The organism is Gordonia sp. VNK1 (genome assembly GCF_040049135.1).
Classification (GTDB): domain Bacteria; phylum Actinomycetota; class Actinomycetes; order Mycobacteriales; family Mycobacteriaceae; genus Gordonia; species Gordonia oleivorans.
On record NZ_JBDZDJ010000007.1, the window covers coordinates 209,419 to 234,302 of the forward strand.

At 67.4% G+C, this 24,884-nt stretch carries 24 protein-coding genes; 12 read left to right on the top strand and 12 right to left on the bottom strand.

The window, feature by feature from the left end; translation table 11 throughout:
- Positions 1 to 40: 40 nt before the first annotated feature.
- The 5 genes from ABLE94_RS11410 to ABLE94_RS11430 are packed head-to-tail and all read right to left on the bottom strand — an operon-like array spanning position 41 to position 5,158.
- Positions 41 to 916 carry a LysR family transcriptional regulator gene (locus ABLE94_RS11410; protein WP_348808782.1) on the bottom strand — a complete coding sequence of 292 codons (876 nt, stop codon included), beginning with the start codon at positions 914 to 916 and terminating at the stop codon, positions 41 to 43.
- 3 nt (positions 917 to 919) lie between these two features.
- Entirely contained in the window at positions 920 to 1,855 is a 936-nt protein-coding gene (locus ABLE94_RS11415) for a LysR family transcriptional regulator (protein ID WP_348808783.1), read from the bottom strand.
- A gap of 9 nt (positions 1,856 to 1,864) precedes the next feature.
- Complete coding sequence (locus tag ABLE94_RS11420; protein ID WP_348808784.1) at positions 1,865 to 3,262, bottom strand: family 1 glycosylhydrolase; 1,398 nt, start codon at positions 3,260 to 3,262, stop codon at positions 1,865 to 1,867.
- Positions 3,263 to 3,275: 13 nt separating this feature from the next.
- Entirely contained in the window at positions 3,276 to 4,037 is a 762-nt protein-coding gene (locus ABLE94_RS11425; protein ID WP_348804799.1) for a crotonase/enoyl-CoA hydratase family protein, read from the bottom strand.
- Positions 4,034 to 5,158 carry an MBL fold metallo-hydrolase gene (locus ABLE94_RS11430; RefSeq protein ID WP_348804800.1) on the bottom strand — a complete coding sequence of 375 codons (1,125 nt, stop codon included), beginning with the start codon at positions 5,156 to 5,158 and terminating at the stop codon, positions 4,034 to 4,036. The genes ABLE94_RS11425 and ABLE94_RS11430 overlap by 4 nt, the downstream gene beginning before the upstream one ends.
- Before the next feature lie 131 nt (positions 5,159 to 5,289).
- Between ABLE94_RS11430 and ABLE94_RS11435 the strand changes: the two genes are divergently transcribed.
- On the top strand, positions 5,290 to 6,507 hold the full coding sequence (locus tag ABLE94_RS11435; protein WP_348804801.1) for a CaiB/BaiF CoA transferase family protein: 1,218 nt from the start codon (positions 5,290 to 5,292) through the stop codon (positions 6,505 to 6,507).
- Positions 6,508 to 6,667: 160 nt separating this feature from the next.
- Here the strand turns inward: ABLE94_RS11435 and menC are convergent, their stop codons facing one another.
- The 3 genes from menC to ABLE94_RS11450 are packed head-to-tail and all read right to left on the bottom strand — an operon-like array spanning position 6,668 to position 9,603.
- Positions 6,668 to 7,777 (bottom strand): o-succinylbenzoate synthase, encoded by a 1,110-nt coding sequence (gene menC, locus ABLE94_RS11440; RefSeq protein WP_348808785.1) that lies wholly within the window; start codon positions 7,775 to 7,777, stop codon positions 6,668 to 6,670.
- On the bottom strand, positions 7,774 to 8,640 hold the full coding sequence (locus tag ABLE94_RS11445) for a GNAT family N-acetyltransferase (RefSeq protein WP_348804803.1): 867 nt from the start codon (positions 8,638 to 8,640) through the stop codon (positions 7,774 to 7,776). The genes menC and ABLE94_RS11445 overlap by 4 nt, the downstream gene beginning before the upstream one ends.
- Positions 8,641 to 8,658: 18 nt before the next feature.
- Positions 8,659 to 9,603 carry an alpha/beta fold hydrolase gene (locus ABLE94_RS11450; RefSeq protein ID WP_348804804.1) on the bottom strand — a complete coding sequence of 315 codons (945 nt, stop codon included), beginning with the start codon at positions 9,601 to 9,603 and terminating at the stop codon, positions 8,659 to 8,661.
- 119 nt (positions 9,604 to 9,722) lie between these two features.
- On the opposite strand from ABLE94_RS11450, the gene ABLE94_RS11455 reads away from it, so the two are divergent.
- From ABLE94_RS11455 to ABLE94_RS11470, 4 genes are all read left to right on the top strand, one after another.
- Positions 9,723 to 11,297 carry an MFS transporter gene (locus ABLE94_RS11455; RefSeq protein WP_348804805.1) on the top strand — a complete coding sequence of 525 codons (1,575 nt, stop codon included), beginning with the start codon at positions 9,723 to 9,725 and terminating at the stop codon, positions 11,295 to 11,297.
- Positions 11,298 to 11,348: 51 nt separating this feature from the next.
- A complete protein-coding gene (locus ABLE94_RS11460; protein ID WP_348804806.1) occupies positions 11,349 to 12,260 on the top strand; it encodes an alpha/beta fold hydrolase in 912 nt (303 codons plus the stop codon).
- A gap of 120 nt (positions 12,261 to 12,380) precedes the next feature.
- Positions 12,381 to 13,076 (top strand): MerR family transcriptional regulator, encoded by a 696-nt coding sequence (locus ABLE94_RS11465; RefSeq protein ID WP_348804807.1) that lies wholly within the window; start codon positions 12,381 to 12,383, stop codon positions 13,074 to 13,076.
- Positions 13,073 to 13,747 carry an RES family NAD+ phosphorylase gene (locus ABLE94_RS11470; RefSeq protein ID WP_348804808.1) on the top strand — a complete coding sequence of 225 codons (675 nt, stop codon included), beginning with the start codon at positions 13,073 to 13,075 and terminating at the stop codon, positions 13,745 to 13,747. The genes ABLE94_RS11465 and ABLE94_RS11470 overlap by 4 nt, the downstream gene beginning before the upstream one ends.
- Before the next feature lie 238 nt (positions 13,748 to 13,985).
- Here ABLE94_RS11470 and ABLE94_RS11475 read toward each other — a convergent pair whose 3' ends face one another.
- The 3 genes from ABLE94_RS11475 to ppk2 all read right to left on the bottom strand — a co-directional run bounded on the left by ABLE94_RS11475 (position 13,986) and on the right by ppk2 (position 16,149).
- Entirely contained in the window at positions 13,986 to 14,537 is a 552-nt protein-coding gene (locus ABLE94_RS11475; RefSeq protein ID WP_348804809.1) for a YceI family protein, read from the bottom strand.
- A 122-nt stretch (positions 14,538 to 14,659) separates the two neighbouring features.
- A complete protein-coding gene (locus ABLE94_RS11480; protein ID WP_348804810.1) occupies positions 14,660 to 15,259 on the bottom strand; it encodes an NUDIX hydrolase in 600 nt (199 codons plus the stop codon).
- 41 nt (positions 15,260 to 15,300) lie between these two features.
- The gene (ppk2, locus tag ABLE94_RS11485) at positions 15,301 to 16,149 is read right to left on the bottom strand and encodes a polyphosphate kinase 2 (protein ID WP_348808786.1); all 849 of its coding nucleotides are present in this window, start codon (positions 16,147 to 16,149) and stop codon (positions 15,301 to 15,303) included.
- 181 nt (positions 16,150 to 16,330) lie between these two features.
- Between ppk2 and ABLE94_RS11490 the strand changes: the two genes are divergently transcribed.
- Positions 16,331 to 17,248, top strand: coding sequence for a cytochrome c oxidase assembly protein (locus ABLE94_RS11490; RefSeq protein WP_348804812.1), 918 nt, complete (start codon positions 16,331 to 16,333; stop codon positions 17,246 to 17,248).
- A 13-nt stretch (positions 17,249 to 17,261) separates the two neighbouring features.
- Here the strand turns inward: ABLE94_RS11490 and ABLE94_RS11495 are convergent, their stop codons facing one another.
- Positions 17,262 to 17,867, bottom strand: coding sequence for a TetR/AcrR family transcriptional regulator (locus ABLE94_RS11495; protein WP_348804813.1), 606 nt, complete (start codon positions 17,865 to 17,867; stop codon positions 17,262 to 17,264).
- A gap of 174 nt (positions 17,868 to 18,041) precedes the next feature.
- On the opposite strand from ABLE94_RS11495, the gene ABLE94_RS11500 reads away from it, so the two are divergent.
- The 6 genes from ABLE94_RS11500 to ABLE94_RS11525 all read left to right on the top strand — a co-directional run bounded on the left by ABLE94_RS11500 (position 18,042) and on the right by ABLE94_RS11525 (position 24,882).
- Entirely contained in the window at positions 18,042 to 19,418 is a 1,377-nt protein-coding gene (locus ABLE94_RS11500; RefSeq protein ID WP_348804814.1) for a 4-hydroxyphenylacetate 3-hydroxylase N-terminal domain-containing protein, read from the top strand.
- Positions 19,419 to 19,429: 11 nt separating this feature from the next.
- The gene (locus tag ABLE94_RS11505) at positions 19,430 to 20,644 is read left to right on the top strand and encodes an acyl-CoA dehydrogenase family protein (RefSeq protein WP_348804815.1); all 1,215 of its coding nucleotides are present in this window, start codon (positions 19,430 to 19,432) and stop codon (positions 20,642 to 20,644) included.
- Between the two features lie 71 nt (positions 20,645 to 20,715).
- Positions 20,716 to 21,825 carry a homogentisate 1,2-dioxygenase gene (locus ABLE94_RS11510; protein ID WP_348804816.1) on the top strand — a complete coding sequence of 370 codons (1,110 nt, stop codon included), beginning with the start codon at positions 20,716 to 20,718 and terminating at the stop codon, positions 21,823 to 21,825.
- Positions 21,822 to 22,997, top strand: coding sequence for an alpha/beta hydrolase family protein (locus ABLE94_RS11515; RefSeq protein WP_348808787.1), 1,176 nt, complete (start codon positions 21,822 to 21,824; stop codon positions 22,995 to 22,997). The genes ABLE94_RS11510 and ABLE94_RS11515 overlap by 4 nt, the downstream gene beginning before the upstream one ends.
- Positions 22,985 to 24,139: an acyl-CoA dehydrogenase family protein gene (locus ABLE94_RS11520; RefSeq protein WP_348808788.1), complete on the top strand. Its 1,155-nt coding sequence runs from the start codon at positions 22,985 to 22,987 to the stop codon at positions 24,137 to 24,139. The genes ABLE94_RS11515 and ABLE94_RS11520 overlap by 13 nt, the downstream gene beginning before the upstream one ends.
- Positions 24,136 to 24,882, top strand: coding sequence for an SDR family NAD(P)-dependent oxidoreductase (locus tag ABLE94_RS11525; RefSeq protein ID WP_348804820.1), 747 nt, complete (start codon positions 24,136 to 24,138; stop codon positions 24,880 to 24,882). The genes ABLE94_RS11520 and ABLE94_RS11525 overlap by 4 nt, the downstream gene beginning before the upstream one ends.
- Positions 24,883 to 24,884 lie beyond the last annotated feature (2 nt).

A 24,884-nucleotide genomic window follows, 5' to 3' on the forward strand; every position in this document is an offset into this window, starting at 1 on the left:
GCCTCGACCTCGAGAAGCTCGGCCCGGCGGATACGGCTCGTCAGCCGCCGACCATCGCCCGCGCGGTATCGGCAAACGCCTGACCCGCCAACGACAGAGCGCCCGGATCGAAGACGAGCGCAAAGGTCCGCGCGAAACGCGGACTCATCGGGCGCACGACGGCGCGGTCGGCGACCGATTCGGCGATCTGCCGTTCGAGGAGGCTGCCGCCGATCCCGGCGAGCACCATCGGCAAGCGTTCCTGCCGATGCGCGGAGATCACCGCGAGGGGTAGCCGAACCCCGGATTCGCGTATGGCGCTTTCGATCTCGTCGGCCACCGAACCGCCCCGCGGGACGAAGATCATCGGGATGAGCGGCATGTCGGCCACCGCCACCGGACCGTCGGGAAGCTCGGTGCCCGGTGGGCAGACCAGCCAGTACTCGTGCTCACCGAGCACGATGGCGTCGAGATCGTCGGACACCGTGGACAAGTGGGTGATCACGAACTCGCAGCGACCCTCCTCGAGCATGGTCGCGGCCAGCTCCTCGTCGCGAAGGTCGCCGAGATGAACGGTGGCACTGGGATGGTCGAGCCGAAAGCGCTGGATCAGGTCGGTGACGGCTTGTCCCTCGACGAAGGGCGAGGCCAGGATCTCCACCCGGCCGGTCACCTCGCCGCCGGCAGCCGACAGTGCATCGTCGACGGCGCCGACGTCGCGGATGATCTGCCGTGAGCTGCCCACCAGGGCGCGGCCGGCGGAACTCGGCACCATACCGCGTCCGATGCGGTGGAACAGTTGCACCCCGAGTGCCCGTTCCAGAGCCCGAAGTGCCTGGGACACAGTCGGTTGGGTGACGCCCAACGCGGTCGACGCGCCGCCGATGCCGCCGTGTTCGACGACCGCGAGGAAGTACTCGATCTGACGTAACTCCATGGCTCACCACACCGCCACGTCGTCGAGTGGACCGGGTTCCGAGCCGGGTGCCGACGGCGAACCGAGCACACCGCGCGCGGTGGCGATGAACGCCGCCGCGGCGGGCGAGGGTTGACCGGACCGCAGGACCAGGCCGTAGTGGCGTCGCAGCGGCGGCCGCAACTCGTAGACGGGCAATGCCGGTGCCTCGTCGGCGGCCACCGCCCGCGGCGCGATGGTCGCACCGACCCCGCGTGACACCAGATCCCACGTCACGTTGGGATGCGCCGAATCCACGACCACATTGCGGGCGCCGTCGGCGACGATCCCGGCGAGAACCGCAGCACTGGCCTGATCGGACAGATCGACGATCAACGGCAGGTCACGAACGCGCGCGTGTGACAGTGTGCCGTCGGCGTCGGGTAGGTCGTCGTCGACGATACCCGGCGCGGCGACCAACACCAGCTCTTGCGTCCCCAGCGGCAGCGCGGTGAAACTCGCGTGGTCGGCGTCGGAATCCATCACCCCGATCTCGGCGTCGCCGCTGCGCAGTGCGGTGAGGATGCCGGCCGGGCCGTCGGCGGCGGTGATCCGCACCAGGACGTGATCGAACCGGGTGCGGAAGGCCCGTACCAGCGACACCAGCGGATCGATCGCGAAGGAGGCGTCGGCGACGATGTCCACACGTCCCGAACGCAATTCGCGGACCGCGGCGACCTTGGCCTTGGCGCGGTCGACGTCGGCCAGGATGCGTCGCGCGGCCACCTCCACCCGGCGTCCGGCGTCGGTGAGTTCGAGGCGGCGTCCGGTGCGGTCGAACAGGGTGACCCCGAGGCGACGTTCCAGAGTGCGGATGGCCTGCGACAGCGACGGCTGGGAGATGTAGAGAGCCTGCGCCGCCTTGGTGATGCCCCCGTGGTCGATGACCGCGACGAAGTAGGTGGCGAGATGCAGGTCCACCCGATAATCCTAGGCCAGCCGCGCCCGCGGCCCGGCCACCACCGAGGGCGACGTCCAGGACTGCGGTATGCGGGCGAAGGACCCGGTGGCCGGGGCCATCACGGGGCGGTATCCGGCGCGTGGACCGGACTGCGCGGTCATCTCCCGATATGCGTCGACGCCGGTCGTCGGCTTCCGGGTCAGGCTCGGATCGGTCAGTACGTCGACCTGGTACAGACCGAAACGTGAATCGTAGGTACCCCATTCGTAGTTGTCGGTGATCGCCCAGTGGTTGTATCCGACGACGGGCAGGCCTTCGCCGCGGGCCCGCTGTAACCAGAACATCGTGTCGCGGATGAAGTTTCCGCGGGTGTAGCCGTCGGGTCGCGGTTGGCCGTTGTCGGTGGGCATCCCGTTCTCGACGATGTACAGCGGTTTCCCGGGGAACGCGTGCGCGTAATGGTGGCAGGCCTGATAGATGTCGTCGGGTTGTGGTGTGATGCGGGCGAATTCGCTGGTGGCGCCGTAGATGGTGGTGAGATTGCTGAGCGCGGCGCCGTAGTAGTAGTCGATGCCGACGAAGTCGAGGACATCGACGACCCGATCGAAGAACATCGCGTCGGTCACCGGCGTCACCGCCGGCAGGAATGCCTCGTTGACGGCCACCCGCGCATCCGGATTGGCCTCATGCGCCACCCGGTGGGCGATGCGATGCCCATCGGCGATGGCGTCGAGGAAGCGCGGCAGGTCGGCGGTGGTGATCGCGCCGATCTCCGTCTCGTGGCCGTAGAACACCAACGGCTCGTTGAAACTGATCCACATCGTGCACGCGTCTGCGTAGCGGGCGGTGATCATGCGGGCGTACCGCTCGAAGTCGCGTAGGGTCGCCGCGGCGAGGAAACCGCCCTGATCGGCCACCCAGCCCGGGTACACGTAGTGCACCAGGGTGATCATGGGGCTCATGCCCAGCGACCGGATTGTCGCGATCACCGAGTCGTAGTAGGCGAGTGCGGCGGGGTCATGGTGGCCGCGCCGGGGTTCGACGCGGGCCCATTCGATGCCGATCCGGAACGTGTTGAGTCCCATCCCCTTCGCCAGTTCCAGGTCCTCGGCGTAGCGGTGCCGGAAGTCGGCGGCGTTGCGCACCGGATCGACGGTGCCGGCCTTCGCCGCCCGGTCGGTGTAGCGTCGCCAGTTGGAGTCCGGGTTGAATCCCTCGCATTGGAAACCCGAACTGGCGGCACCGAAGTGGAAGCCTTCGGTCCATCCGGCTACCGGTGTCGGGGAGGCGAAGGATGAATCTGCGGGCGCGGCAGGTGCTTTGGCGGTGCCCAGCGCTCCAACTGCCAGTGCAGCGGCACCGAGCCCGGCGCCGGTGAGGAGCTGTCTGCGGGACACGCTCGGATGGTGCGGCGCCGGGGTGCTCATGGGAGCAGAGTACTCAACTCCCGGTCCACTTCGGCGCACGTTTCTCGGCGAAGGCCAACGCGCCTTCTTGTGCGTCGGCGGAGGCGAAGATCGGGTCGAGGACACTGCGCTGTGCGGTGACGAGGTCGGGATCGGTGTAGCGGATCGCCATGCCGACCACCTCCTTGGTGGCGCGGACCGCGAGTGGGCCGTTGGCGGCGATGCGTGCGCCGAGTTCCCGCGCACCGTCGAGCGCCCCGCCGGGGGCGGTGAGGACGTTGACCAGGCCGGCATCGTGCGCACGCTGCGCGGTGATCGGGTCTCCGGTGAGGGCGATCTCCATGGCCAGCTGATAGGGGAGGATCTTCGGCAGCCGCAGCAGTCCACCGGCAGCGGCGGCGAGTCCGCGCTTCACCTCCGGCAGACCGAATTTCGCGTTGTCGGCGGCGACGATCAGATCCGCGGACAGGGCCAGCTCGCAACCGCCGGCCAGGGCCCAGCCCTCGACCGCGGCGATCAACGGCTTGCTCGGCGGCTTCTCGGTGATGCCGCCGAAGCCGCGACCGGGAACGCTCGGAACCTCACCGCGGGTGAAGGCCTTCAGGTCCATTCCGGCGCAGAAGGTTCCACCCGCTCCGGTGAGGATGCCGACGGTGATGTCGTCGCGGGAATCGAACTCGTCCATGGCAGCGGCGAGGAGTTCGGCGACCTCACGGTTGACCGCGTTGCGTGCCTCGGGCCGATTGATGGTGAAAACGGCGACGCCGTCGGCGAATTCGGTGGTGACCGGACTCATCGGGGAATGTCCTCTCGAGCAGGGGGATGGGGTTCAGTCGAGGTCGGGGCGGTCGGGAACCACCCGATGGGTTCGGTGCCGACGCCCCTGATGAGTCCGCGTTCGGCCAATACCACCAGGTGGGCATTGGTCTCGCGCAACGCCATCCGGCTCAGGGGCAGTGACAGCTGCTCGAACGGCCGCGACCAGGTGACCGACCGGGTGATCTCCCAGGCGGTGGATCCCGGTGCGTCGGTGATGGTCTCGGCGATCTCGGTCAGCCGCTCCTCGTGATGGGACAGCAGATCGGTGACGCGGTCGGACAGGCCGCGGAATCGGTACTCGTGTGACGGCATCGCCTCGAGATCACCGAGGTGCTCGGTATTGGCCAGTGAGGTCAGGTAGTCGGCCAGTGGACTCCGGCCCTGGAACGGGTTGGTCGACACGTTCGGACTGATCCGGGGGAGCAGATGATCGCCGGTGAAGATCACCCCGGCGTCGTCGTCGGCGAAACACAGGTGGCCGGCCGTGTGACCGGGGGTCCAGATCGCACGCAGGTTCCAGCCGGGGATGTCCAGGGGCCCGCCGCCGTCCAGTTCGACGTCCATCGTGCGGCCCTTCGGCAGACGCACGATCTCACGGATTCCGGCGTCGACGATCTCGGTGGGGGCGCCCAGCTCCAGGAGATCGAGTTGGGCGTCGGCGACCTGACGGGCCACCTCCTCCTCGTCGTGATGACGCAGGAACCGGGCGTCGTTGCGGTGCATACCCAGCCGCGGATCGGTGTGCTCGAGCAGGCGGGGGACCAGGCCGAAGTGGTCGGGGTGCAGGTGGGTGATGAAGACATCGGTGATGTCGGAGAGGTCGTGCCCGGTGGCATGAATCCCCGCGACCAGGGTGTCCCACGACTCGTCGGTGTTCCAGCCGGTGTCGATGAGAGCCAGTCCGCCATCGGCGGTGACCAGCGCGTACACCAGGATGTAGCGCAGCGGATTGCCCGGCATCGGCACCGGGATGGAGAACAGGCCGGGGCGGACCTCTTCGACCGGTGGGAGAACCTTCTCGGCCCAGGCCTCGCGCTGTCGGTGGCCGGTGACCACCACCGACAAGCCCGTCGGCTCGGTATCCGATGCAGTGCTCATCGATCCATACGATCACGGGATAGGTGCATCGGGCAACCATTTCTGGGCTCATGCATCGTGAGGTAAACCCTATGTGTCACAGATGTGCTCGGACGTTGACACGCCGACAGTGCGACGGTCAGGGTGGCGCAGTGGGCTTCGATGATGCGACCGCTGCTGACCCCGCCGGTGATTCCGGCGCCGGTGACTCTGGCACCGAAGACGGGTTGCCGCTCGCCGGCCTCACCGTCGTGGCCGTCGAGCAAGCGGTTGCCGCGCCGCTGGCCACCCGGCACCTGGCAGACCTCGGAGCGCGCGTCATCAAGGTGGAGCGTGTCGGTGAGGGGGATTTCGCCCGCAACTACGACGCCGCCGTCGAGGGGCTGGCGTCGCATTTCGTGTGGCTGAACCGCGGTAAGGAGTCCTTCGCGGTCGACCTCAAGTCCGAGCTGGGTAAGCTGCAGGTGCGCCGCCTCATCGACCGCGCCGATGTCTTCCTGCAGAATCTGGCGCCGGGCGCCGCGACCCGTCTCGGGTTGGATGCGGGCACACTGCGGGCCGGTCATCCCGAACTCATCGTGGTCGACATGAGCGGCTACGGCACCGCCGGCCCGATGCGTGACCGCAAGGCCTACGACATGCTGGTGCAGGCCGAGGCCGGGCTGATCTCGGTGACCGGTACCGCCGAGCACGCCACCAAGACCGGCGTACCGACCTCCGACATCGCCGCCGGGATGTATGCGCTCACCTCGATCCTGTCGGCGCTGGTGCGTCGCGGGGTGACCGGACGCGGCGCGAGCATCTCGGTGTCGATGTTCGACGCCACCGTCGAGTGGATGGGCCACGCCATGTACATCCAGATGTACGAGGATCGGCAGATCCCACGCTGCGGGGTGGGGCACGCCGCGATCGTTCCCTACGACGCGTACCCGACGCGTGACGGTGAGATCCTCATCGGCGTTCAGAACGACCGCGGTTGGCGCACTCTGGTGACCGACGTGTTCGGTCGCCCCGAACTCGCCGATGACCCGCGCTACGCCACCAACATCGAGAGGGTCGCCCGCCGCGCCGAGGTCGACGGACTCGTCGCCGACTGCACCTGCGACTTCTCCAGCGGAGACCTCGATGAGCGGCTGGCGAAGGCCGGCATCCCGGCCGCACAGATCCGCGACGTCGCCGGCCTGGTGGAACATCCGCAGCTCTCCGCCCGCGATCGGTGGCGCACCGTCGACACGGAGATCGGCCCGATCCGAGCACTGTTGCCGCCCATCACCTTTGAGGACGTCGAACTGTCGATGGGTGCGGTCCCCGCCCTCGGTGAGCACACCGACGCCATCCTCGCCGAACTCGACGCCGACGACGCGCCGTAACGGCATCTGTGCAAGCGGAAGCTGTGGGGTGCGTCGGGCTTTCGGCTTGCGAGGTCTCGATACGCGACGAGCTCGCTTCGCTCGCGCGGCGCACTCGACCGGCGGGGGTGGCGGCGCGGTCGAGCGGCGGTGAGATCGCTGGTCGCAGTGGCCGAAACGCTCACGGCCCGGTGATCCACTCACTCCAGGTGGTCAGGGCCGCCAGGGCATCGGTCAGTGGTGTGACGCCGATACCCGGTCCGGTGGGTACGGTCATCCGACCGTCCTGTGCCACAAAGGGTTCGGTGATGTCGGTGTGGAAGTAGCGTGCCGACGACGAGATGTCGCCGGGCAGGGTGAAGCCGGGCAGTGAGGCCAGTGCGAGGTTGGCGGCGCGACCGATCCCGGTCTCGAGCATGCCGCCGCACCACACCGGGATTACGTGCGCGGCGCAGACATCGTGGATGCGGGCAGCCTCGAGGTATCCGCCCACGCGGCCCGGTTTGATGTTGACGATGTCGACGGCCCCGCGGGTGATCGCGTCGGCCGCGCCCGCGGCCGACAGGATGGATTCGTCCAGGCACACCGGTGTCGTCGAGATCTGGCGCAGCCGTGCGTGACTGGCGATGTCCTCCTCGTCGAACGGCTGCTCGATGAGCAGGAGGTCGTACTCGTCGAGGCGGGTCAGATGACGCAGATCGGCCGGGGTGTAGGCGGTGTTGGCGTCGACCTGCAATGGGAGGCGTGGACCCCAGCGGTCCCGCACGGCCGCGACCGGCTCCACATCCCATCCGGGCTGGATCTTCAGTTTGATTCGGCCGTAACCGGATTCGAGGTATCCGGAGACCTCATCGAGCAGGGCGCCGATGTCGTCCTTGATGCCGACGCTCACCCCGACCGGCACCGACGTCGCGGTGCCGCCCAGTCGGGACGCCAATGACATCCCCGCCGAACGTAATTCGGCGTCGAGTACCGCTGCCTCCAACGCCGCCTTGGCCATGCGGTGTCCCTTGATGTGGGCCAGGCGTGGCGCCACCGCAACCGCGGTGACGTCGTCGCCGTTGGTCACTGCCGGAATCAGGAAGCGCCGCAGGACGTCGATCGCTCCGTCGGTGTATTCCGACGAATACACCGGCTCGTCGATGCTGACGCATTCACCCCACCCCTCCGCGCCCGGGGTGACCACCCGCACGAGAAGGGCGTTGCGGCTGTGCTCGACGGCGAAGGATGTCCGAAATGGTGACACCAGCGGGAGTTCCACCCGCCGCAACTCGACTCCGGTGATCTTCACGACGCTCCGTTCATCGGGTCGAGTTCGCGCTCGGTTGCCGGACCGAAGACATAACACCCCGATCTCAGGAAGCTCACCGGACGAAACGGCCCATCGGATAGCAACGGCGACAACGCGTCTCGCGTCACCTGCCGCCAGCGCGACGCCTCTCTGGGATGTGCTCGACGCATCGCCTCGATGTCCCGCGGGATCTCCACCAGCACGGTGTCGTCCGGTCGTGGCTCCTCGAGGGACTGTACGGGATGTGCGGGGTCGGTGGTGTCGATCGCGACGACCGCACCGGCGGCACGCAGGCTGTCCACCGTGGCGATGCCGTTGCGGCCCACCGTGTCCGGTCCATCGATCGCCCAGCTCATCACCATCCGGTCGGATTCGTCGGCGCCGCCGAGTTCGTCGCCGATCGCGCCATAGAAGTCACGATGATAGGCCACCGGTACGGCACCGAGTTTGGCGATGTTGAAGTAGGCGTTGCGTGCCACCAGCGGATCGAAGGTCCAGGTGATGCGCGCCAGTTCCTGCGCGCGCGCCCAGTCGCGCTGATGCAGTTTGAGCGCGAATCCGACCCGACGTCCGATGCCGCGGCGCGACACCCCGGTCATGTGACTGTGCAGAACTTCACCGACCGGGGCGCCGAAGAAGGCGACGGTCCCGCCGGCCAGTTCGCCGTCGACATATGCTCCGACGACGTAGTTGCCGGCATGCGACAACGCCTTGAGCATGTCGACGCTCACCGGACGATTCGTCGGATCCGGGTGCCACACATCGTCGAACACCCGGGTGAGCGCATCGAGGTCGTCGGTGGAACTCAGTTCGCGTATCCGGACGCCCGGAAAGTCGTTGGGGAACATGGAGTCTGCGGTCATGGCGGGCCGACCCCTCGGTCAGGGTTCGATGAGAAGTCCGGCGGGTTCCTCGGCGGCGTCAGCGGAATCCCATAGGGCCATCAGTTCGGCGAGGATCTGGGTGGAGGCACCCAGCGCACTGAGGTGACTCTCACCGGGAAGCTCGTACAGCTTGGCATCACTCAACAGCGAAACCATATGTGTCCCATGAGCATACGGGATGATGTGGTCGTGGTCGCCGTGCCACCACCGTACCGGGGTGGAGATGTCTGCGACGCGGAAACCCCAGTCGCGGGAGAACGCCAGGATATCGGCGAACGGCGCGTCCATCCGGCGGCTCCCGCCGTGGAGCAGGTCGTCGAGGAACATCGCCCGGAACTCCGGGCGGGCGAGGAGTTCGCGGTCGGCTCGCGGAGATAGTTGCCCGTAGAGACGGATCGCGGGATCGGCGATCGGCCGGGCCACTCCCAGGAACGAGCTGATGATCTTGCCCACCGGCGCACCTGCCACACCGACGATCGGTGCGGCGAGTGTCCCCAGTCGCATCGCCCCGCCGCCGATGGCCTCGGGGCCGACGGTCGGTGCGACGCCGCCGACGATCCCGGCGGCCACCACCCGGTCGGGGAAGGCGTAGGCGGAGGCCAGGGCGTATGGGCCGCCGCCGGACATGCCGATCACCACGAACTTCTCGATGCCCAGTGCCTCGAGGACCGGGTCGAGGTCGGCGGGGAAGTCGGCGACCCGCTGGTAGCGGTGGGCGGTGGAACTGCCGACACCGGGCCGGTCGAGGCCGATCAGGCGGATGTGGTTCTCGGCGGCGTAGGCGCGCGCCTCGGTCGGGATCTGCCTGCGTGCACCCGGCGTACCGTGCAGCCAGATCACGGCGCGGCCGGTGGCCGAGCCGAACTCGGCAAACCCGATACGGCGTCGTCCGGCGTCGACGGCCACCGAACCCTCGATCTTCGGGCGGTCGATTTCCATCATGTGATCAGGATCGCACTGTGGGGTCGCGTCGGGGAAGGCGGGTCGACGGTCGGTGTCCCGATGAACGCGAATAGGGCACTGTGGAGAACAATTCGCCCGGCGAACGAAATGGGGTTTGTATGTCATGGGGAATGGCGCCACTGCGCAACAGGGTGTTCCGCAACCTCTTCATCGCCCAGATGGTGTCCAACATCGGCCTCTGGATGCAGACCGTCGGCGCACAGTGGTTCCTCGTCGACGCGCACGCCGGCCCGACGGTGATCTCACTGGTCCAAACGGCGAGCCTGATCCCCACGGTGCTGTTATCCCTGCTCGCCGGGGTGCTGGCCGACATCCTGGATCGCAAGTGGCTGCTGGTCGTGATGAGTGCGTATGCAACGGTGGTCGCCGCGGTCATGGCGGTGTTGGCCTGGGCCGATCTGCTCGATCCGGTGACCCTGCTCATCCTGACGTTCTTGCTGGGAGCGGGGTCGGCGCTGGCGGCGCCGGCCTTTCAGGCGGTCAATCCCGATCTCGTGCCCCGCGAGCAGATCGCCGACGCGGCATCCCTGGGAAGCATGTCGATCAACGTGGCCCGCGCCGTCGGACCGGCGTTGGCCGGTGTGTTGTTCTCCGTCGGCGGTGCCGGGGTCGTGTTCGCGATCAATGCGCTCTCCTACGTGGCGGTGGTGGCGGCGCTGCTGACGTGGCGGCGTCCGGCGGCCACTGCGCAACTGGAACCCGAGCACCTCGGGACATCGCTGGTGGTCGGCGTGCGGTACGTGATCGCCGCACCGATCGTTCGGCGCATCCTGGTGCGTTCCGGGCTTTTCGCGTTTCCGGCGTCGGCGTTGTGGGCGTTGCTGCCGGTGGTGGTCTCCGACTCGTTCGGGTGGGGATCGACCGGCTACGGGATCGTGTTGGGCGTTCTGGGTGCCGGCGCCATCATCGGTGTTTTCGCGCTGCCCTGGATGCGCGATCACCTGCCGCCCAACGTGATCCTCGCGTCCTCGGCGGTGGTGTTCGCCGGTGGCACCCTGGCCGCCGCCGTCGCCCCGGCGATCGTGGCGGTCATCGTGTTCATCCCCACCGGCATCGCCTGGATTGCGACGCTGTCCACTCTCAACGCCGAGATGCAGTTGACCCTGCCAACCTGGGTGCGCGCCCGCGGTATGGCCGCCTACCTGCTGGTGTTCATGGGATCGCAGGGTGTCGGCTCGCTCGTCTGGGGCGCGGTCGGCGGCGCACTGAGCGTGCGGTGGGCTCTGATCATCGCCGCGGTGGGCCTCGTGGTGACCGCGGTGAGCGTGGTGGCGCTGCCGATCCACGCCGAGACCGGGACGCTCGACCGCACCGTTTCGGCGGCATGGCCGGAACCGACGCTGATCTTCGAACCCGCTCCCGACGACGGCCCGGTGCAGGTGAGCGCGTTCTATCGAGTCGCGGCCGACCATCACGACGAGTTCATGAACCGGATGGCGGCCGTGGCCAAGGCGCGGCGGCGGACCGGCGCGCGCAACTGGCATCTGTTCCGCGACGGAGCCGATGCCGACGCATTCGTCGAGCAGTTCGTCGTCGGCTCGTGGTCGGAGTACCAGCGTCAGCGCATCGACCGCTGGACCGAGTACGACCATCAGCGGGTGGCCGACGCGCTCGCCCTCACCGAGGACGGGCGGTCCCGTCAGGAACATCTGTTCTGCGTGCCGGTGGGTTAGGACGCGCCTGTCCACAGGTCCCGGGAAGGATCCTCGCGTACCGTCGTACCGGTGAGTACGTCAGTGGTGGATCGGGTGGCACGAGCCTTGCCGTTGGGGCAGTCGCCCTACCCGCGGGTCCGTGATCTGCCGGCCGGCCGCATGGTCGAACTCCCGGGTCGGGGTGCCACCTTCGTCACCGATTCCGGTCCGGCCGACGCCCCGGTGATCATCCTGCAGCACTCGGTGATGACGACCGGCCTGTTGTGCTGGTACCCGACCATCCCCGAATTGAATCAGCGGTACCGGGTGATCACGCTCGACCACCGCTGGCACGGCCGGGGTATCCGGTCCACCGAGTTCAACCTGCTCGACTGCGCCGACGACGTGGCGGCACTGGCCGATGTCCTGGGCGTCGAACGCTTTGTCGCAGCCGGGTTCTCGATGGGTGGTGGCATCTCGCAGCTGGCGTGGCGCCGGCATGCCGATCGCGTCGCCGGCCTGGTGCTGTGCTCGACCGGTCCGTTCTTCAGTACGAACGATCCACGGCTGCGTGAACAGGCCAATCGCACCGGCCGCATGCTCAAGCCCGTCTACAAGGTGATCCCGCGGCCGACGGGGCAGACCCTGGACAAGCCGACCTCCAACACCATGGTGTGGGGGATGCGCCAGTTCTTGTCCACGCCGCTGTCGCACACCGGCGACTTCGGGGAAGGCTTGGGCCGCTTCGATTCTCGTGAGTGGCTGCAGACGATCGACGTTCCCACCGCCGTGGTCGTCTCGACCCGCGACAAGACCGTATCGCCCGAACGTCAGCAGCTCCTCGTCGATGGCATCCCCGGCGCGCAACGTTTCGACGTCGACGGCGGGCACGCCTGCTGTGTTCTCGGCGCCGACAAATTCGTCCCGCAGTTCCTCAATGCGGTCGACGCGGTTGTGAGCGCGGCCAATGTGAGCACACCGCCGCGGCTCATCCTGCCCTGAGTCGGCGGTCGGACTTCCCGCGCGGCCGGCGCCGATGTGCAATTACTCGTCTCTTCACCAGGGCCTTCCCCGTTCTATCGCGCGCGATCATTGACGCATTCGCGATAGGAAAGGGGTGTGATGGGTACTCCGGCACGCGCCCACCGCGACGCCCTGGTCAGTCGGGGGATGCGGGATCTCGACTCGATCGTGCGCCCGGCGATGACCGGGCCTTCGCAACCCGGCGAGCTCGGCGCGATCGTGACGAGTCTGCACGAGATCGAACAGTCCCTCGGCGTACCGATGGTCGACGTTCTCCGGGTCCTCGCAGACAACCTCGCAGCCGCTCCGTCAACGTCGGTGTCGCGGATGATGACCGCCGATCAGGAAGCGGCGTTGCGGGCCGCGGGATCGTTCGTCGACGAGATGCCACCCCTGGAGGAACGGGCGTCGACGACCGCCCTGCACCGCACCGGTGACCTACTCGCGACCGCGCTGAGCACCGACGAGGCCGCCGTCAGACTGGGGGTCACTGCGGGACGAGTACGTCAACGACTGTCGAATCGCACCCTCCTTGCGGTGAAGGTCGGTGCCGCACATCGGCTTCCGGCCTTCCAGTTCACCGATGACGGTGAACTCCCCGGATGGGATCGGGTCGCGCCGGCCTTTCCCTCCACCGCGCACCCGACCGCCGTCGCCTGGTTCATGCAGACCCCACATCCTGATCTCACCGCCGCCGGTGAATCCCTGTCGCCCAGCCAGTGGCTGGCCGGCGGCGGAGACATCGACCGCGTCGTCGACCTCATCACGACCGCGTTCGCTGTGCACGCTTCGTGACCGAATACCTCCCGCCGCCGGACCCGACCCGGTTCCCCGTTCTCGCCGACGAGCACGTGCAGCTCATCAGGCCCGGCGTGCCGGTCGGCCGCATCTACTTCGCCGGCGGCCCGTTCCCGGCAGTGTGGGACGACTTCCGGTGGTTCGGCCCGACAGGGTCGCGTTTCGACCATCACCAACCGCCGGCACGCGTACACACCGGCCGCGCCATCATGTACCTCGCACCCGCCCTCACCGACAGCCGGTACACGATGTCCGTCCTGGAAACCGCGCTCGTGGAATGCTTCCGCGACACCGGCACCGTCGACGCATCCACAGATCTCCCACACCTCGTCCTCTTCACGCCGACGCGGCCGCTGCGGCTGCTGGATCTCGCCGACAGTGACTGGGTGACCATCGCCGGTGCCAATGCCGCCATCTCCGGTGGCCGCCGCGACACGGCCCGCCGGTGGGCCTCCGCGATCTACGACCACTACACCGGCGCCGGTGCGGTCGACGGTCTGATCTACACCACCTCGAACAAACCGGCCAACCGCTCCATCGCACTCTGGGAACGCGGTGCCGACGCACTGCCCGACCGGCCAGACCTCAACGAACCCCTCAACCACCTGGCCCTGCGCCCCGCCGTCGAAACCTTCGCCTACCGCGTTGGGCTGTCCCTCATCATCTGACCGACACCGCAACAGCACCATCGGCCGGCGGCACACATCCGTCGTCGTCATTCGGCGACACACGCTCATCGGTCCGGCGCCAAGAGCTATGGCCAGGCATCGCCACGATCCCCCACATACGACGAGACCGATACCGCAGTCGGGGGTCGCGGTATCGGTCTCGTGTGCGATGACGCCGATCGGTTCGTCACCGCTCCCTGTGAGAAGGGAGTTTCAGAATATCAAGTGGCCTGCGATTTCAGGAAGGCTGAACGGCCTCGATTTCGAGGGTGATGGTGATCTTGTCGCCCACGACCACGCCGCCGCCCTCGAGCGGCATCTCGATGTCGATGCCGAAGTCCTTGCGGTTGATGACGGTGTTGGCCTCGAAGCCGGCGACGGCGCCGTGTCCCATGCCCGGGTTCTGGCCGTTGAACTCGAGATCGAGCTCGACCTGCTTGGTCACGCCCTTGAGGGTGAAGTCGCCGACGAGCTTGTAGTCGTCGCCGGAGGGTCGGACGTCGGTGGAGACGAAGGTGGCGGTCGGGAACTTCTCGGCGTCGAAGAAGTCGGCCGACTTGATGTGGCCGTCACGCTGGGCGTTTCCGGTGGTGATGGAGGTGACGTCGATCTCGGCCTGCACCGACGGGGTGCCGTCTTCGGCGACGGTGATGGTGCCGCTGAAGGTGTCGAACTTGCCGCGGACCTTGCTGACCATCAGGTGCTTCACGGAGAAGCCGACGGTCGAGTGGGTCGGGTCGATGGTCCAGGTGCCGGCGGCGATCGGTGCGGTGACGGTGGGGGTGCTCATGGTGGCTCCTACGCTCGGTTGGTGATGCTTGGTGGTCTCTGGGCCGTCGTGACCCATCGCCGAGTATAAGCGGACCGCGGTCCGATTTCATTCCCGGATTCGCGAATCTTTTTTCCGTGGGCCTATGACCAGGCGAAAACCGGTTGCTCGTATCCGTCGACGCGCGTGTGGCGACCGCGCAGGCACACCTCGGCGAACTGATGGATGACCGCGGCCGTCGGCGCGTGGACCAGGGCGCCGACGATCGGCAACTGGATGACCGGGCGCGGGGACTCGGGGATCGACAGGAACCGCGGAGTGACCAGGACGTCGTCGAGAGGCACGAAGAACAGTTGTGCCACCTCGGCCGGGTTGGGCGTGGGGTCCTCGGTTGCCCCCGCCCAGCAGACGACCGGGGTGATCACGAATCCCGAGCGGGTGGGGTAGTCGTCGAGGAGGCCGACGACGGCGTCGTCGTCGAGTGCGATGCCGATCTCCTCGTGCAGTTCGCGCAACGCGGCCGTCGGGGCGTCCTCGCCGGCGTCGCACCGGCCACCCGGAAGGGCGAACTGCGCCGCGTGCCGACGCATCGTCGCCGGACGTTTCATCAGCCAGATGCCGAGGGTGCCCTCGCGCTCGGTGATGACCACCGCCACCGCGGCGGCGGTACCGGGGAGCTCGGTACCGCGGCGGTCGAAGGCGTCCAGGCGTGCGGTCAGGGTGTCTCGATCGGGATGGGTCACCCGTTCAGTTGACCACGCCCCTCGGTGACCATGCCGGTCCGTCAGTACGGCGTCGCGATCCGGCGCAGTGGAAGGTCGGCGGCGCGATACTCGCCGACCGTCCGTTCCGGCAGTGTGATGTCGAGGGTTTCGAGCGGCGTGTAGGGAATCTGCTCGAGCAGATGGTGGATGACGTTGAGGCGTCCGCGTTTCTTGTCGTCGGTGTTGGCGACGTACCACGGCGCCCACCCGGTGTCGGTGGTGCGGAACATCTCGTCACGCGCCCGGCTGTAGTCATCCCAATGTGTGTAGGACTTCAGGTCCATCGGGGAGAGCTTCCAGTACTTGCGCGGGTCATCGATCCGCCCCTGCAGCCGCAGTGTCTGCTGTTCCTCACTAACCTCGAGCCAGTACTTGAGCAGGATGATCCCGGAGGCGACCACGGCCTTCTCGAAGCCGGGAGTGTCGGCCAGGAACTGCGTGCTCTGCTCCTCGGTGCAGAATCCCATCACGCGTTCGACGCCGGCACGGTTGTACCAACTGCGGTCGAAGATCACCACCTCGCCGGCCGCCGGCAGATGCGGCACGTACCGCTGGATGTACATCTGCGACTTCTCGCGTTCGGTGGGGGCGGGCAGCGCCACGACGCGGAAGACGCGTGGGCTGACCCGCTCGGTGAGCGCCTTGATCACCCCGCCCTTACCGGCGGTGTCCCGGCCCTCGAAGACGATGCAGATCTTGGCCCCGGTGGACTTCACCCATTCCTGCAGGGCCACGAGCTCGGCGTGCAGGGGTTTGATGAGCTTGCGAAACTCCTTGTTGGACATGGGTTCACGGTCGGATGATGGCGGAGCCGGCGGAATCGCCGCCGGTTCGTGGCGCTTGTCGTGCTTGTGCTTCTTCTTGCCCATGTTCCGACCTCCGCGTCGACGATCCGTGGGGTCCACCCTATTTCACCGGTGATCGCCTGCGGCGTCATCTGTGGCAATCGATCCCCCATCTTCCCCGCAATGTCTGAGCCAACCGAATCCGGTTGCAGTCCTGCACTTTACGAGTCGATTACCTGGTCCCCGGTGTGCGCATACTGGTCGCGTGTCATCGACGCTTGCCCCACTGACACTCACCACGGCGTTCGCCTCGTGGCGGGCCGACCTGCCGACGCTGCTCCTCGTCGTGGCGATAGCGCTCACCTACTCGTGGGGTGCGCGCCGCGCCGGGATCGGGTGGCGGCCGGCCGGTGCGTTCGCGGCGGGTGTCGTGCTGTGGGTCATCGGAGCGTGCAGCTTCATCGGCGTGTACGCCGACACCCTGTTCTGGGTGCGGTCGTTGCAGTTCGTCGTGGTGTTGCTCGCCGTGCCATTCTGTCTGGCCCTCGGCCGGCCGGTATCGGTCCTGTGTCGGGCCCTCGGACCCGATCGCGCATCACTCGTCGACGATGCGCTCGCCTCGAGGGTCGTTCGCGTCCTCGCATCGCCGGTGGTGACATCGGCGGGCGTGGTGCTCACGCCCTGGCTGATCTACCTGACCGGCTGGTATCCGCTCGTGCTGCGCTCCGACGCCATGGATGTGCTCACCCGAATCCTGCTGGTGCTCTGCGGTTTCGGCTACTTCTATGCGCGCCTGCAACTCGACCCGGTGCCGCGACGGTACTCGCCGAGTCTGTCGCTGCTGATCACCATCGTCGAGACGTTGGGTGACGGCGTACTCGGCGTGGTGATGTGGCAGGGGCCGTTGATTGCTGCAGCTTATTACGCATCCGTGCACCGGACGTGGGGGCCGTCGCTGCGCACCGACCAGACGATCGGCGCGGGAGTCTTCTGGATATTCGGTGATCTCGTCGGCCTGCCGTTCCTGCTGGTCCTGTTTCACCGATTCCGACTCGACGAGCGTGAGAGCGCCGACGCGGTGGACGCCGTCCTCGATGCCGCCGATGACGGCGAGGACGTGCCGAGCGCGTCACCCGGCCTGTGGTGGCAGGCCGATCCGCAATTGCAGCAGCGGTGGCGCTGAGCGTCCGCCGGGGTTACCCGGTGCCGGGCCCGTACACCGTGCGGTACCAGATCGCGGTCAGGATCTCGATGGCGGTGTCGTCGTCGGGGCGTGCCACGCCGATGTCTCCATCGGTGGCAAGCCATGTGTAGCAATAGGACTCAAGGGTGGTGACCAGGGCGGAGGCGAGTGCGTCGAGCGGCAGGCCGATGCGGTAGCCGGCCCGCTCGGCGCCCTGCAGGCCGCTGAGGATCTGTTCGATGCCCGAGGCCCGGTTGCTGCGCCAGCGCTGCCGGAAGGTCTCGTCGAGCATCGACATCTGGAACAGGCCGATGATCTCGGGGAGGTACTTCTTGTAGGTGGTCCAGTAGGCGGTCACCGCGGCACGAATCCCGGCCTCCGGATCGGCGTGTTTGCTCGACAGTGAACCCGCCACCACCTCGCTGCCGAACTCCTCGAGCAATGCCTCGAGGAGTTGTTCCTTGTTCTCGTAGTAGTTGTAGAACGATCCGGTGGATCGGCCGGCCGCGGCGGCGATGTCGGAGATCTTCGCGTTCAGATATCCCTTCTCGGAGAACACCTGACGCGCCGCGTCGAGGAAGGCGGCCTCGGTTCGACGGCCCTTCGTGGTGGGTGGCACGTGACCCCGCTTCCTCGTCTCGTCGTGGTCGGCGCCCCGACCTGTGGTTGTGAGTATGCATGTTCGCCGAATGTGTCGGCGAGTTCGTCGCGTCCGACGCCGACTCCTTGTGATTTCCTGAAACTGAATCTAGCATCAGAAAACAATGCGGGTGACCACCGAAGGAGAATGCGCATGGCGATGATGACCAGGGACGACTACATCGCGTCGCTCGATGACGGCAGGCGGATCTTCGCCGAGGGTGAAGAGGTCAAACAACTTGCCGAACACCCGCAGTTCGCCACGGCCATCGCACTGATCGGCGACGGATACCAACAGCACCACGTCCCCGGTGATGACGCCAGTGGACCGTACTTCGCGGTGCCGGAGAGCAAAGACGATCTCAAGGTCATCCTGGAGCAGCTGCTCGGCTGGGACATGGTCACGGTGACCACCAGCCAGGGACTGCTCGCGTTGCTCACCGCGGCGGCCCGGATGCGCGCCGATCACCCGGAGCTGGCCACGCGGATCGAGGACTACTTCGAGTACTGCAAACGCAACGATCTGCGGTGTGTGCAGGCCATCACCGACGCCAAGGGTGATCGGCGGCTGGCACCGGGTGCGCAGACCGACCCGGATGTATACACACGCATCGTGGCGCGCCGTCCCGACGGCATCGTGATCCGGGGCGCCAAGCTGCACATCTCCTCAGCGGCGGTCTGCCACGAGCTGGTGGTCATGCCGACGAAGAACATGAAGCCCGGTGAGGAGGACTACGCCGTCGCCTGCGCGGTGCCCGTGAACGCACCCGGCGTCCGCATCGTCAACACCAATTACGCACCGCGCGAACGGGAAGAGGACTTCCCGGTCAGCTCAAAGCACAACATGCCGGAGGGATTCATCATCTTCGACGACGTGTTCGTGCCCAACGAACGCGTCTTCCTGGCCGGCGAGACCGGCCATTCGGCCACCTTCGCCCACGCCCTCGGGTTGTGGGAACGGCTCGGCGGAACCGCCCACATGGCCGAATTCGCGGACCAGCTGGTGGGTCTGGCCCAGCTCATCGCCGAGGCCAACGGCACCGAACGGATCAATCACATCCGCGAGAAGATCGCCGAGATGGTCATTTACGCGACGATGACGCGCTCCGGGCTGGAGGCGGCGATCGCCAACGCCGAACCCAGCCCGGAGGGCTGGTACTTCCCGAGCGAGCTCTACACCAACGCCGCAAAGCATTACGCCGCCGAGCAATACAGCCTGATGGTGCGCCACCTGCACGACATCGGGGGTGGCTCGATCCTCACCGCACCGTCGGTCGCCGACCTGCGTAACGACGAGGTGGGCCCGTTCATCGAGAAGTACATGGCCACCAAGGACGGTATCTCGGGGGAGTACCGGACGCGGCTCTTCCATGCGATCCGCGACTTCACCGCCGACGCCTACGGTGGTTGGCAGTTGGTCACCATGATCCAGTCCGGCGGTGGGCTTTACGCCCAGCGGCTCGTCGCCCGCAAGCATTACGACATGGACAAGGCCAAACGGCTCGCGCTCGAACTCGCGGGACTGGCCTGACGGTGACGTCGGTGACGACGACAGGCATAGCGCCACAGGGTATCTCGGAGTTCGCGGTTTTCCTGCGCGAGCGGTTGGCCTCGCTGGTCGGCGAGTTCACGCAGAGCGGCGACGGCCACGACGACGGTTCCGGTGACCGCATCGCGGCCGTCGAAGAACTGCGCGAGGGTCACGAGGAGATCGTCGCACGGGTCCGGGCCCTGCAGGGTGCGTTGTTCACCGCCGGAATCGCCTGGCCCAGTGGGCCGGTGGACCTCGGGGGGCTCGGCTTGACCGCCGCACACGACCAGGTGCTCGACACGGTGCTCGACGAGTTGGGATTCCCATCCCGGGAGGCGTTGTTCGTCGGACTCAACATCGTCGCTCCGGCGCTGGTGCACCACGCCCCGCCGGAGTTGCGGGAGCGGGTGGTGACCGGATTGTTCCGCGGCGAGCTCATCGGGTGCCAACTGTTCTCCGAACCGGACGCGGGATCGGATCTGGCCGGCGTGAACACCCGGGCGGTCCGCGACGGCGACGACTGGATTCTCTCCGGGCAGAAGGTGTGGACGTCGATGGGTCACCTCGCCGATGTCGGTGAGGCACTCGTCCGCACCGATCCGCAGGCCCCCAAACACGCCGGCCTCACCATGTTCTGTGTCGACATGCACGCCCCGGGTGTCACGGTGCGCCCGATCCGCCAGATGACCGGTGGCGCCGCCTTCAACGAGGTCTTCCTCGACGGGGTTCGGGTACCCGACACCCATCGGATCGGTGATGTCGGGCAGGGCTGGCGGGTCGCCGCAACCAGTCTCGGCAACGAACGCGCCACCATGAGCGGCGCCGCCGGACCGCTCACCCCGTATGTGATGGAACGCGTTGTGGCACTGGTCCGTCGGCTCGGCGCCGAGGCCGACCCGATCCACCGACCGCAGATCGCGCGAACCGTCGCCGCGGTGACCGCGATGCGAGCCGCCGCCGATCTCACCCCCGGATCCTGGTCGCACACCATGGCACCGGTGTCCGGGTCGGTGAGCAAGATGCTGATGGCCGCCGCGGCCGACGAGATCGCCACCCTGGCGGCCGCGGTCCTCGGCGACGCGGCGTTCATCGACCTCGGTGCGAAGGACTCCTTCGCGTGGTCGGAATTCATCCTCGGTGTTCCGGCACTGCACATCGCCGGTGGCACCGACGAGATCCAGTACAACATCATCGCCCAGCGCGGGCTGGGCCTGCCACGCAAGTGACCACGCCAAGCCGGTGCCACTCATATCCGTTGACCGGCAATCCGATTCACCCCCTACAGGAGATGTGAGACATGGAATCGTTCATCCATCACCGCAGCGGACGCACCCCGCGGCAGGTGCACCGAGACGTCGAGGACCTCAAGGACGACGAACTCGGGCGTTACGGCTTCACCGGTCGCACCGCCCACCTCTATCGCCGCAACGATCCCACCGCGTTCCGGGCCGTCGGCGATCACGCCGGACTGGATCGGCAGACATTCGAACTCACCCCGACCGACCAGATCGACGCCGCCGGTGAGCCACTGGTCATGTTCTACAACGACGACGTGCGGATCTCCCTGAGTCGCCGCGGCGAGGTGGCTCCCTTCTACACGCGCAACGTCGACGGTGACGAACTCATCTTCGTCCACGCCGGCACCGGGGAGTTCGAAACCGAGTTCGGCCGATTGGCCTACCGCCCCGGCGATTACGTCTACATCCCGAAGGGCACGACGTATCGGCAGGTTCCCGACGACCGCTGCGTGTTCCTCATCATCGAGGCGGTCGAGGAGTTCCGGGTACCGGAGGCCGGGGTGCTGGGACGGTTCTTCCCGTTCGACTCGTCACTGGTCACCGTCCCGGTGGCCGAGGTGTTCCCCGACGACGGCCGCGAGGAGTACGAGGTCCGCTTCCGGCAGCGGGAGGGCAAGACCTCGATCTTCTACCCGTTCAACCCGCTCGACGTGGAAGGCTGGAAGGGCGACAACTTCGCCTTCACCTTCAACATCGAGGACTACGACGTGATCACCTCGGAGACAGTGCATCTGCCGCCGACGGTGCATCTGTTCATGCAGGCCACCGGTGTGTACGTGATGAACTTCCTGCCGCGGCCGGTCGAGGGCCGCCCGGGCACCGAACGTCTGCCCTGGTATCACCGCAACACCGATTTCGACGAGATCGCCTTCTACCACGGCGGCAGCGTCTTCGGCGTCGACATGCCGGCGGGGCTGATCTCCCATGCGCCACAGGGGATTCACCACGGCATCCCGGAACGTGCGCGGGAACGTGCGCGTCGTCGCTTCGAGAAGGATCAACGCGTCGAATGGCAGGTCATCGCCATCGACACCCATCGTCGGCTCACCCCGACACCGGCGATGTTCGCCTCGGCTCCGGTCGAGGTCGCGCAGGAGGTTCAGGTATGAGCGACGAACGATTCGACTACGAACGCATCCCGTACCTGGTGGTCTTCGACGACACCTCGGCCTATCGGGACACCTACGGCGGGGTCACCGAGTCGGTGGTGTTGGAGAGCTACCTGTTGCGGCCCACCGGAAAGCCCTCCGACACCGTCATCATCTTCATGCACCCGATCGGCGGCGGCGCCTACCTGCCGATGACCAACGCCCTGCCCCGCGCCGGACATCACGTCATCTACTGCAACAGTCGGTACCGCGGCGTGGACAGCGCCCTCATCATGGAGAAGGTGGTCCAGGACCTCGGCGCCTGCGTCAAGGATGCGCGCGAACGCCTCGGCTATACGACGGTCATCCTGGCCGGGTGGAGCGGCGGCGGTGCGCTCTCGCTCTACTACCAACAGCAGGCCCAACACGCGACGGTCACCGCCACCCCCGCCGGGGAGGGCCCCGACCTCACCGAGCTCGATCTGCCCGCGGCCGACGGGATGATGTTGCTGGCCGCGCACGTCAGTCGCCATGGGACCCTGACCGAATGGATGGACGCGTCCATCCTCGACGAGACCGATCCGGAGAAACGGGATCCGGAACTCGACCTGTACAACCCGAACAATCCGAATCAGGCACCCTACTCCGAGGAGTTCGTCCAGCGGTATCGCGGCGCCCAGATCGACCGCAATCGCCGCATCACCGCGTGGGTCAAGGAGCAACTCGACGACCTGCGTGGGCGGGAAGAACCGTTGATGGAGAAAGGGTTCGTGGTGCACGGCACGATGGCCGACCCGCGGTGGCTCGACCTCACCCTCGATCCCAATGATCGTGCGCTCGGCTGCTACCTCGGGGATCCGCGCATCGTCAACATGGGGCCGGTCGGCCTCGCGCGGTTCACCACACTGCGAAGTTGGCTGTCGCAGTGGAGCTATGACGATGCCAACGGCGACGGGCCGCGATGTGCCGCCGATCTGGAGATACCCACCCTGGTGATCGGCAACTCGGCGGACAACGCCTGCACGCCGAGCCACACCCAACGGCTCTTCGACGCCGTCGGACATCCGGACAAGACCCTGCACACCATTTCCGGTGCCACCCACTACTATTCGGGTCGGGCGCAGCTGCCGTATCTGAAGGAGGCCGTCGACACCATCACCACCTGGCTGGGGGAGCGGTCGTGGGTGCAGTGACGGCGGAGAGTGATTCGTCGGAGGAGATCTCCGCCGACGAGGTCCGCGCGGCGCTGCGTGATTACTTCGCCGATGGGAGTGGTCTCGACGAGGTGCGCCGCAACCGGGATCACCCCCACGCCGTGACCGGTGGTGTCGACCGTGCCGGCTGGCGACGACTGGCGCAGCAGGTCGGCCTGACGTCGATGACCGCCCCGGTCTCCTGGGGTGGGCTCGGTCTCGGCGTCCCGTACGCGGTCGCCGCCGTCGAGGAGTGCGGTGCCGCACTGTATCCCGGGCCGGTACGCGCGGCGACGCTGTTGGCCCGGATGCTCGGCGGCATCGAACCCGACGACGTGGCGCCGCCGGTACGTGCAGGCCTCGAGGATGCGCTGGCGGGCACCGCGATCGTCGGGGCGAGTGACCCGGGTGATGGGTCGGCGGTTCCCGAGTTCCGGGTCGGCGGGGTGACCGGACGGATCGGCGCGTGCACCCATGGTGACGTGGCCGAGGTGATCGTGACCCCCGTGCAGACCGCGGACGGTCCGGCGATCGCCGCCGTCGCGGTGAGCGCCGGCGGGTCCGTCGAACGCAGTGCGGTACCGACCATCGATCTGGCGACGCCATTGGCGGACGTCACGGTCGTCGACGTCCCCGCGATCGTGCTCGTCGCACCCGGGAATATGGTGGGCCTGCAACGTTTCCGGAACGCGCAGATGCTCCTGCTCGCCGCCGAGCAGGTCGGCCTCGCCCAGGGATGTCTGAAACAGATGGTCGAATATGCCTCCGTCCGTGAACAATTCGGCGTACGCATCGGCACGTATCAGGCGATCTCGCACCGCTGTGCCCGCACCGCGGTGTCGATCGCGGCGGCCCGGGCGTTGGTGGCCGCGGCCGCGGAGGAGATCGACCGCGGAAACGACACCGCGGCAACCCAGTTCACCCTGTTGGCGCGAGCCGAGAGCGCCGACGCGCAGGCCGCGGCCTCCGACGCCCTGATCCAGGTGTCCGGCGGGATCGGATTCACCTGGGAACACGACGCGCATCTCTACTTCCGGCGAGCCCGCGCGACCGGTGCGCTCGGCGGTATTCCCGCCCGCCTGCGCGACGCGGCGGTGCGGGCCGGATGCCTGGACCTGTTGCTCTCGGAAGCGCGCTCATGACCCTCAGCGCCGATCTGAGCGGACTGGTCGCGGTGGTCACCGGGGCGTCGAGTGGCATCGGTGCGCACTTCTGCTCGGTGCTGACCCGCAACGGCGCCACCGTTGTCGCCGCGGCACGCCGCAAGGACCGTCTCGACGCCCTCGTCGCGGCCGGTGACGCGGCCGTCGCGGTGGGGTGCGACGTCGGTGCCGCTCCCGACGTGGCCGCGCTGATCGACGCCGCCGTCGCACTGGGCGGCCCCGACATCGTGGTCAACGCCGCGGGATTCGGTGATGATCACCCGGCCAAGGACGTCCCGATGGACGAGTTCCGGCGGACCATCGACGTCGACCTCACCGCCACCTTCGCGGTGGCACAGGCGGCCGGAAACGCCATGCCGGGCGGTGGGGCGATCATCAACATCGCCTCCATCCTCGGGCTGGTCGGTGCCTGGCCCATCAACCAGGCCGCCTACTGCGCGGCCAAGGGCGGCGTGGTCAACCTGACCCGTCAACTCGGCGCGGAGTGGGCCAAGGACGGTATCCGGGTGAATGCGATTGCGCCGGGCTGGTTTCCGAGCGAGCAGACCGACGACATGTTCGCCGACGAGCGGGCCATGGCCTGGATTCGGCGCAACACCCCGATGGGCCGGCCCGGCCGCCTCGACGAACTCGACGGCGCGCTTCTGCTGCTCGCATCACCGACGAGCACCTTCCTGACCGGGCAGACCCTGGCCGTCGACGGTGGCTGGACCGCACGGTGATT

Coding starts and splice junctions, on each gene's coding strand:
- ABLE94_RS11410 (WP_348808782.1), bottom strand. CDS start 916: ATGGAGTTACGTCAGATCGAGTACTTCCTCGCGGTCGTCGAACACGGC.
- ABLE94_RS11455 (WP_348804805.1), top strand. CDS start 9,723: ATGTCATGGGGAATGGCGCCACTGCGCAACAGGGTGTTCCGCAACCTC.
- ABLE94_RS11450 (WP_348804804.1), bottom strand. CDS start 9,603: ATGATGGAAATCGACCGCCCGAAGATCGAGGGTTCGGTGGCCGTCGAC.
- ABLE94_RS11515 (WP_348808787.1), top strand. CDS start 21,822: ATGAGCGACGAACGATTCGACTACGAACGCATCCCGTACCTGGTGGTC.
- ABLE94_RS11425 (WP_348804799.1), bottom strand. CDS start 4,037: ATGAGTCCGGTCACCACCGAATTCGCCGACGGCGTCGCCGTTTTCACC.
- ABLE94_RS11420 (WP_348808784.1), bottom strand. CDS start 3,262: ATGAGCACCCCGGCGCCGCACCATCCGAGCGTGTCCCGCAGACAGCTC.
- ppk2 (WP_348808786.1), bottom strand. CDS start 16,149: ATGGGCAAGAAGAAGCACAAGCACGACAAGCGCCACGAACCGGCGGCG.
- ABLE94_RS11465 (WP_348804807.1), top strand. CDS start 12,381: ATGGGTACTCCGGCACGCGCCCACCGCGACGCCCTGGTCAGTCGGGGG.
- ABLE94_RS11475 (WP_348804809.1), bottom strand. CDS start 14,537: ATGAGCACCCCCACCGTCACCGCACCGATCGCCGCCGGCACCTGGACC.
- ABLE94_RS11510 (WP_348804816.1), top strand. CDS start 20,716: ATGGAATCGTTCATCCATCACCGCAGCGGACGCACCCCGCGGCAGGTG.
- ABLE94_RS11430 (WP_348804800.1), bottom strand. CDS start 5,158: ATGAGCACTGCATCGGATACCGAGCCGACGGGCTTGTCGGTGGTGGTC.
- ABLE94_RS11525 (WP_348804820.1), top strand. CDS start 24,136: ATGACCCTCAGCGCCGATCTGAGCGGACTGGTCGCGGTGGTCACCGGG.
- ABLE94_RS11500 (WP_348804814.1), top strand. CDS start 18,042: ATGGCGATGATGACCAGGGACGACTACATCGCGTCGCTCGATGACGGC.
- ABLE94_RS11445 (WP_348804803.1), bottom strand. CDS start 8,640: ATGACCGCAGACTCCATGTTCCCCAACGACTTTCCGGGCGTCCGGATA.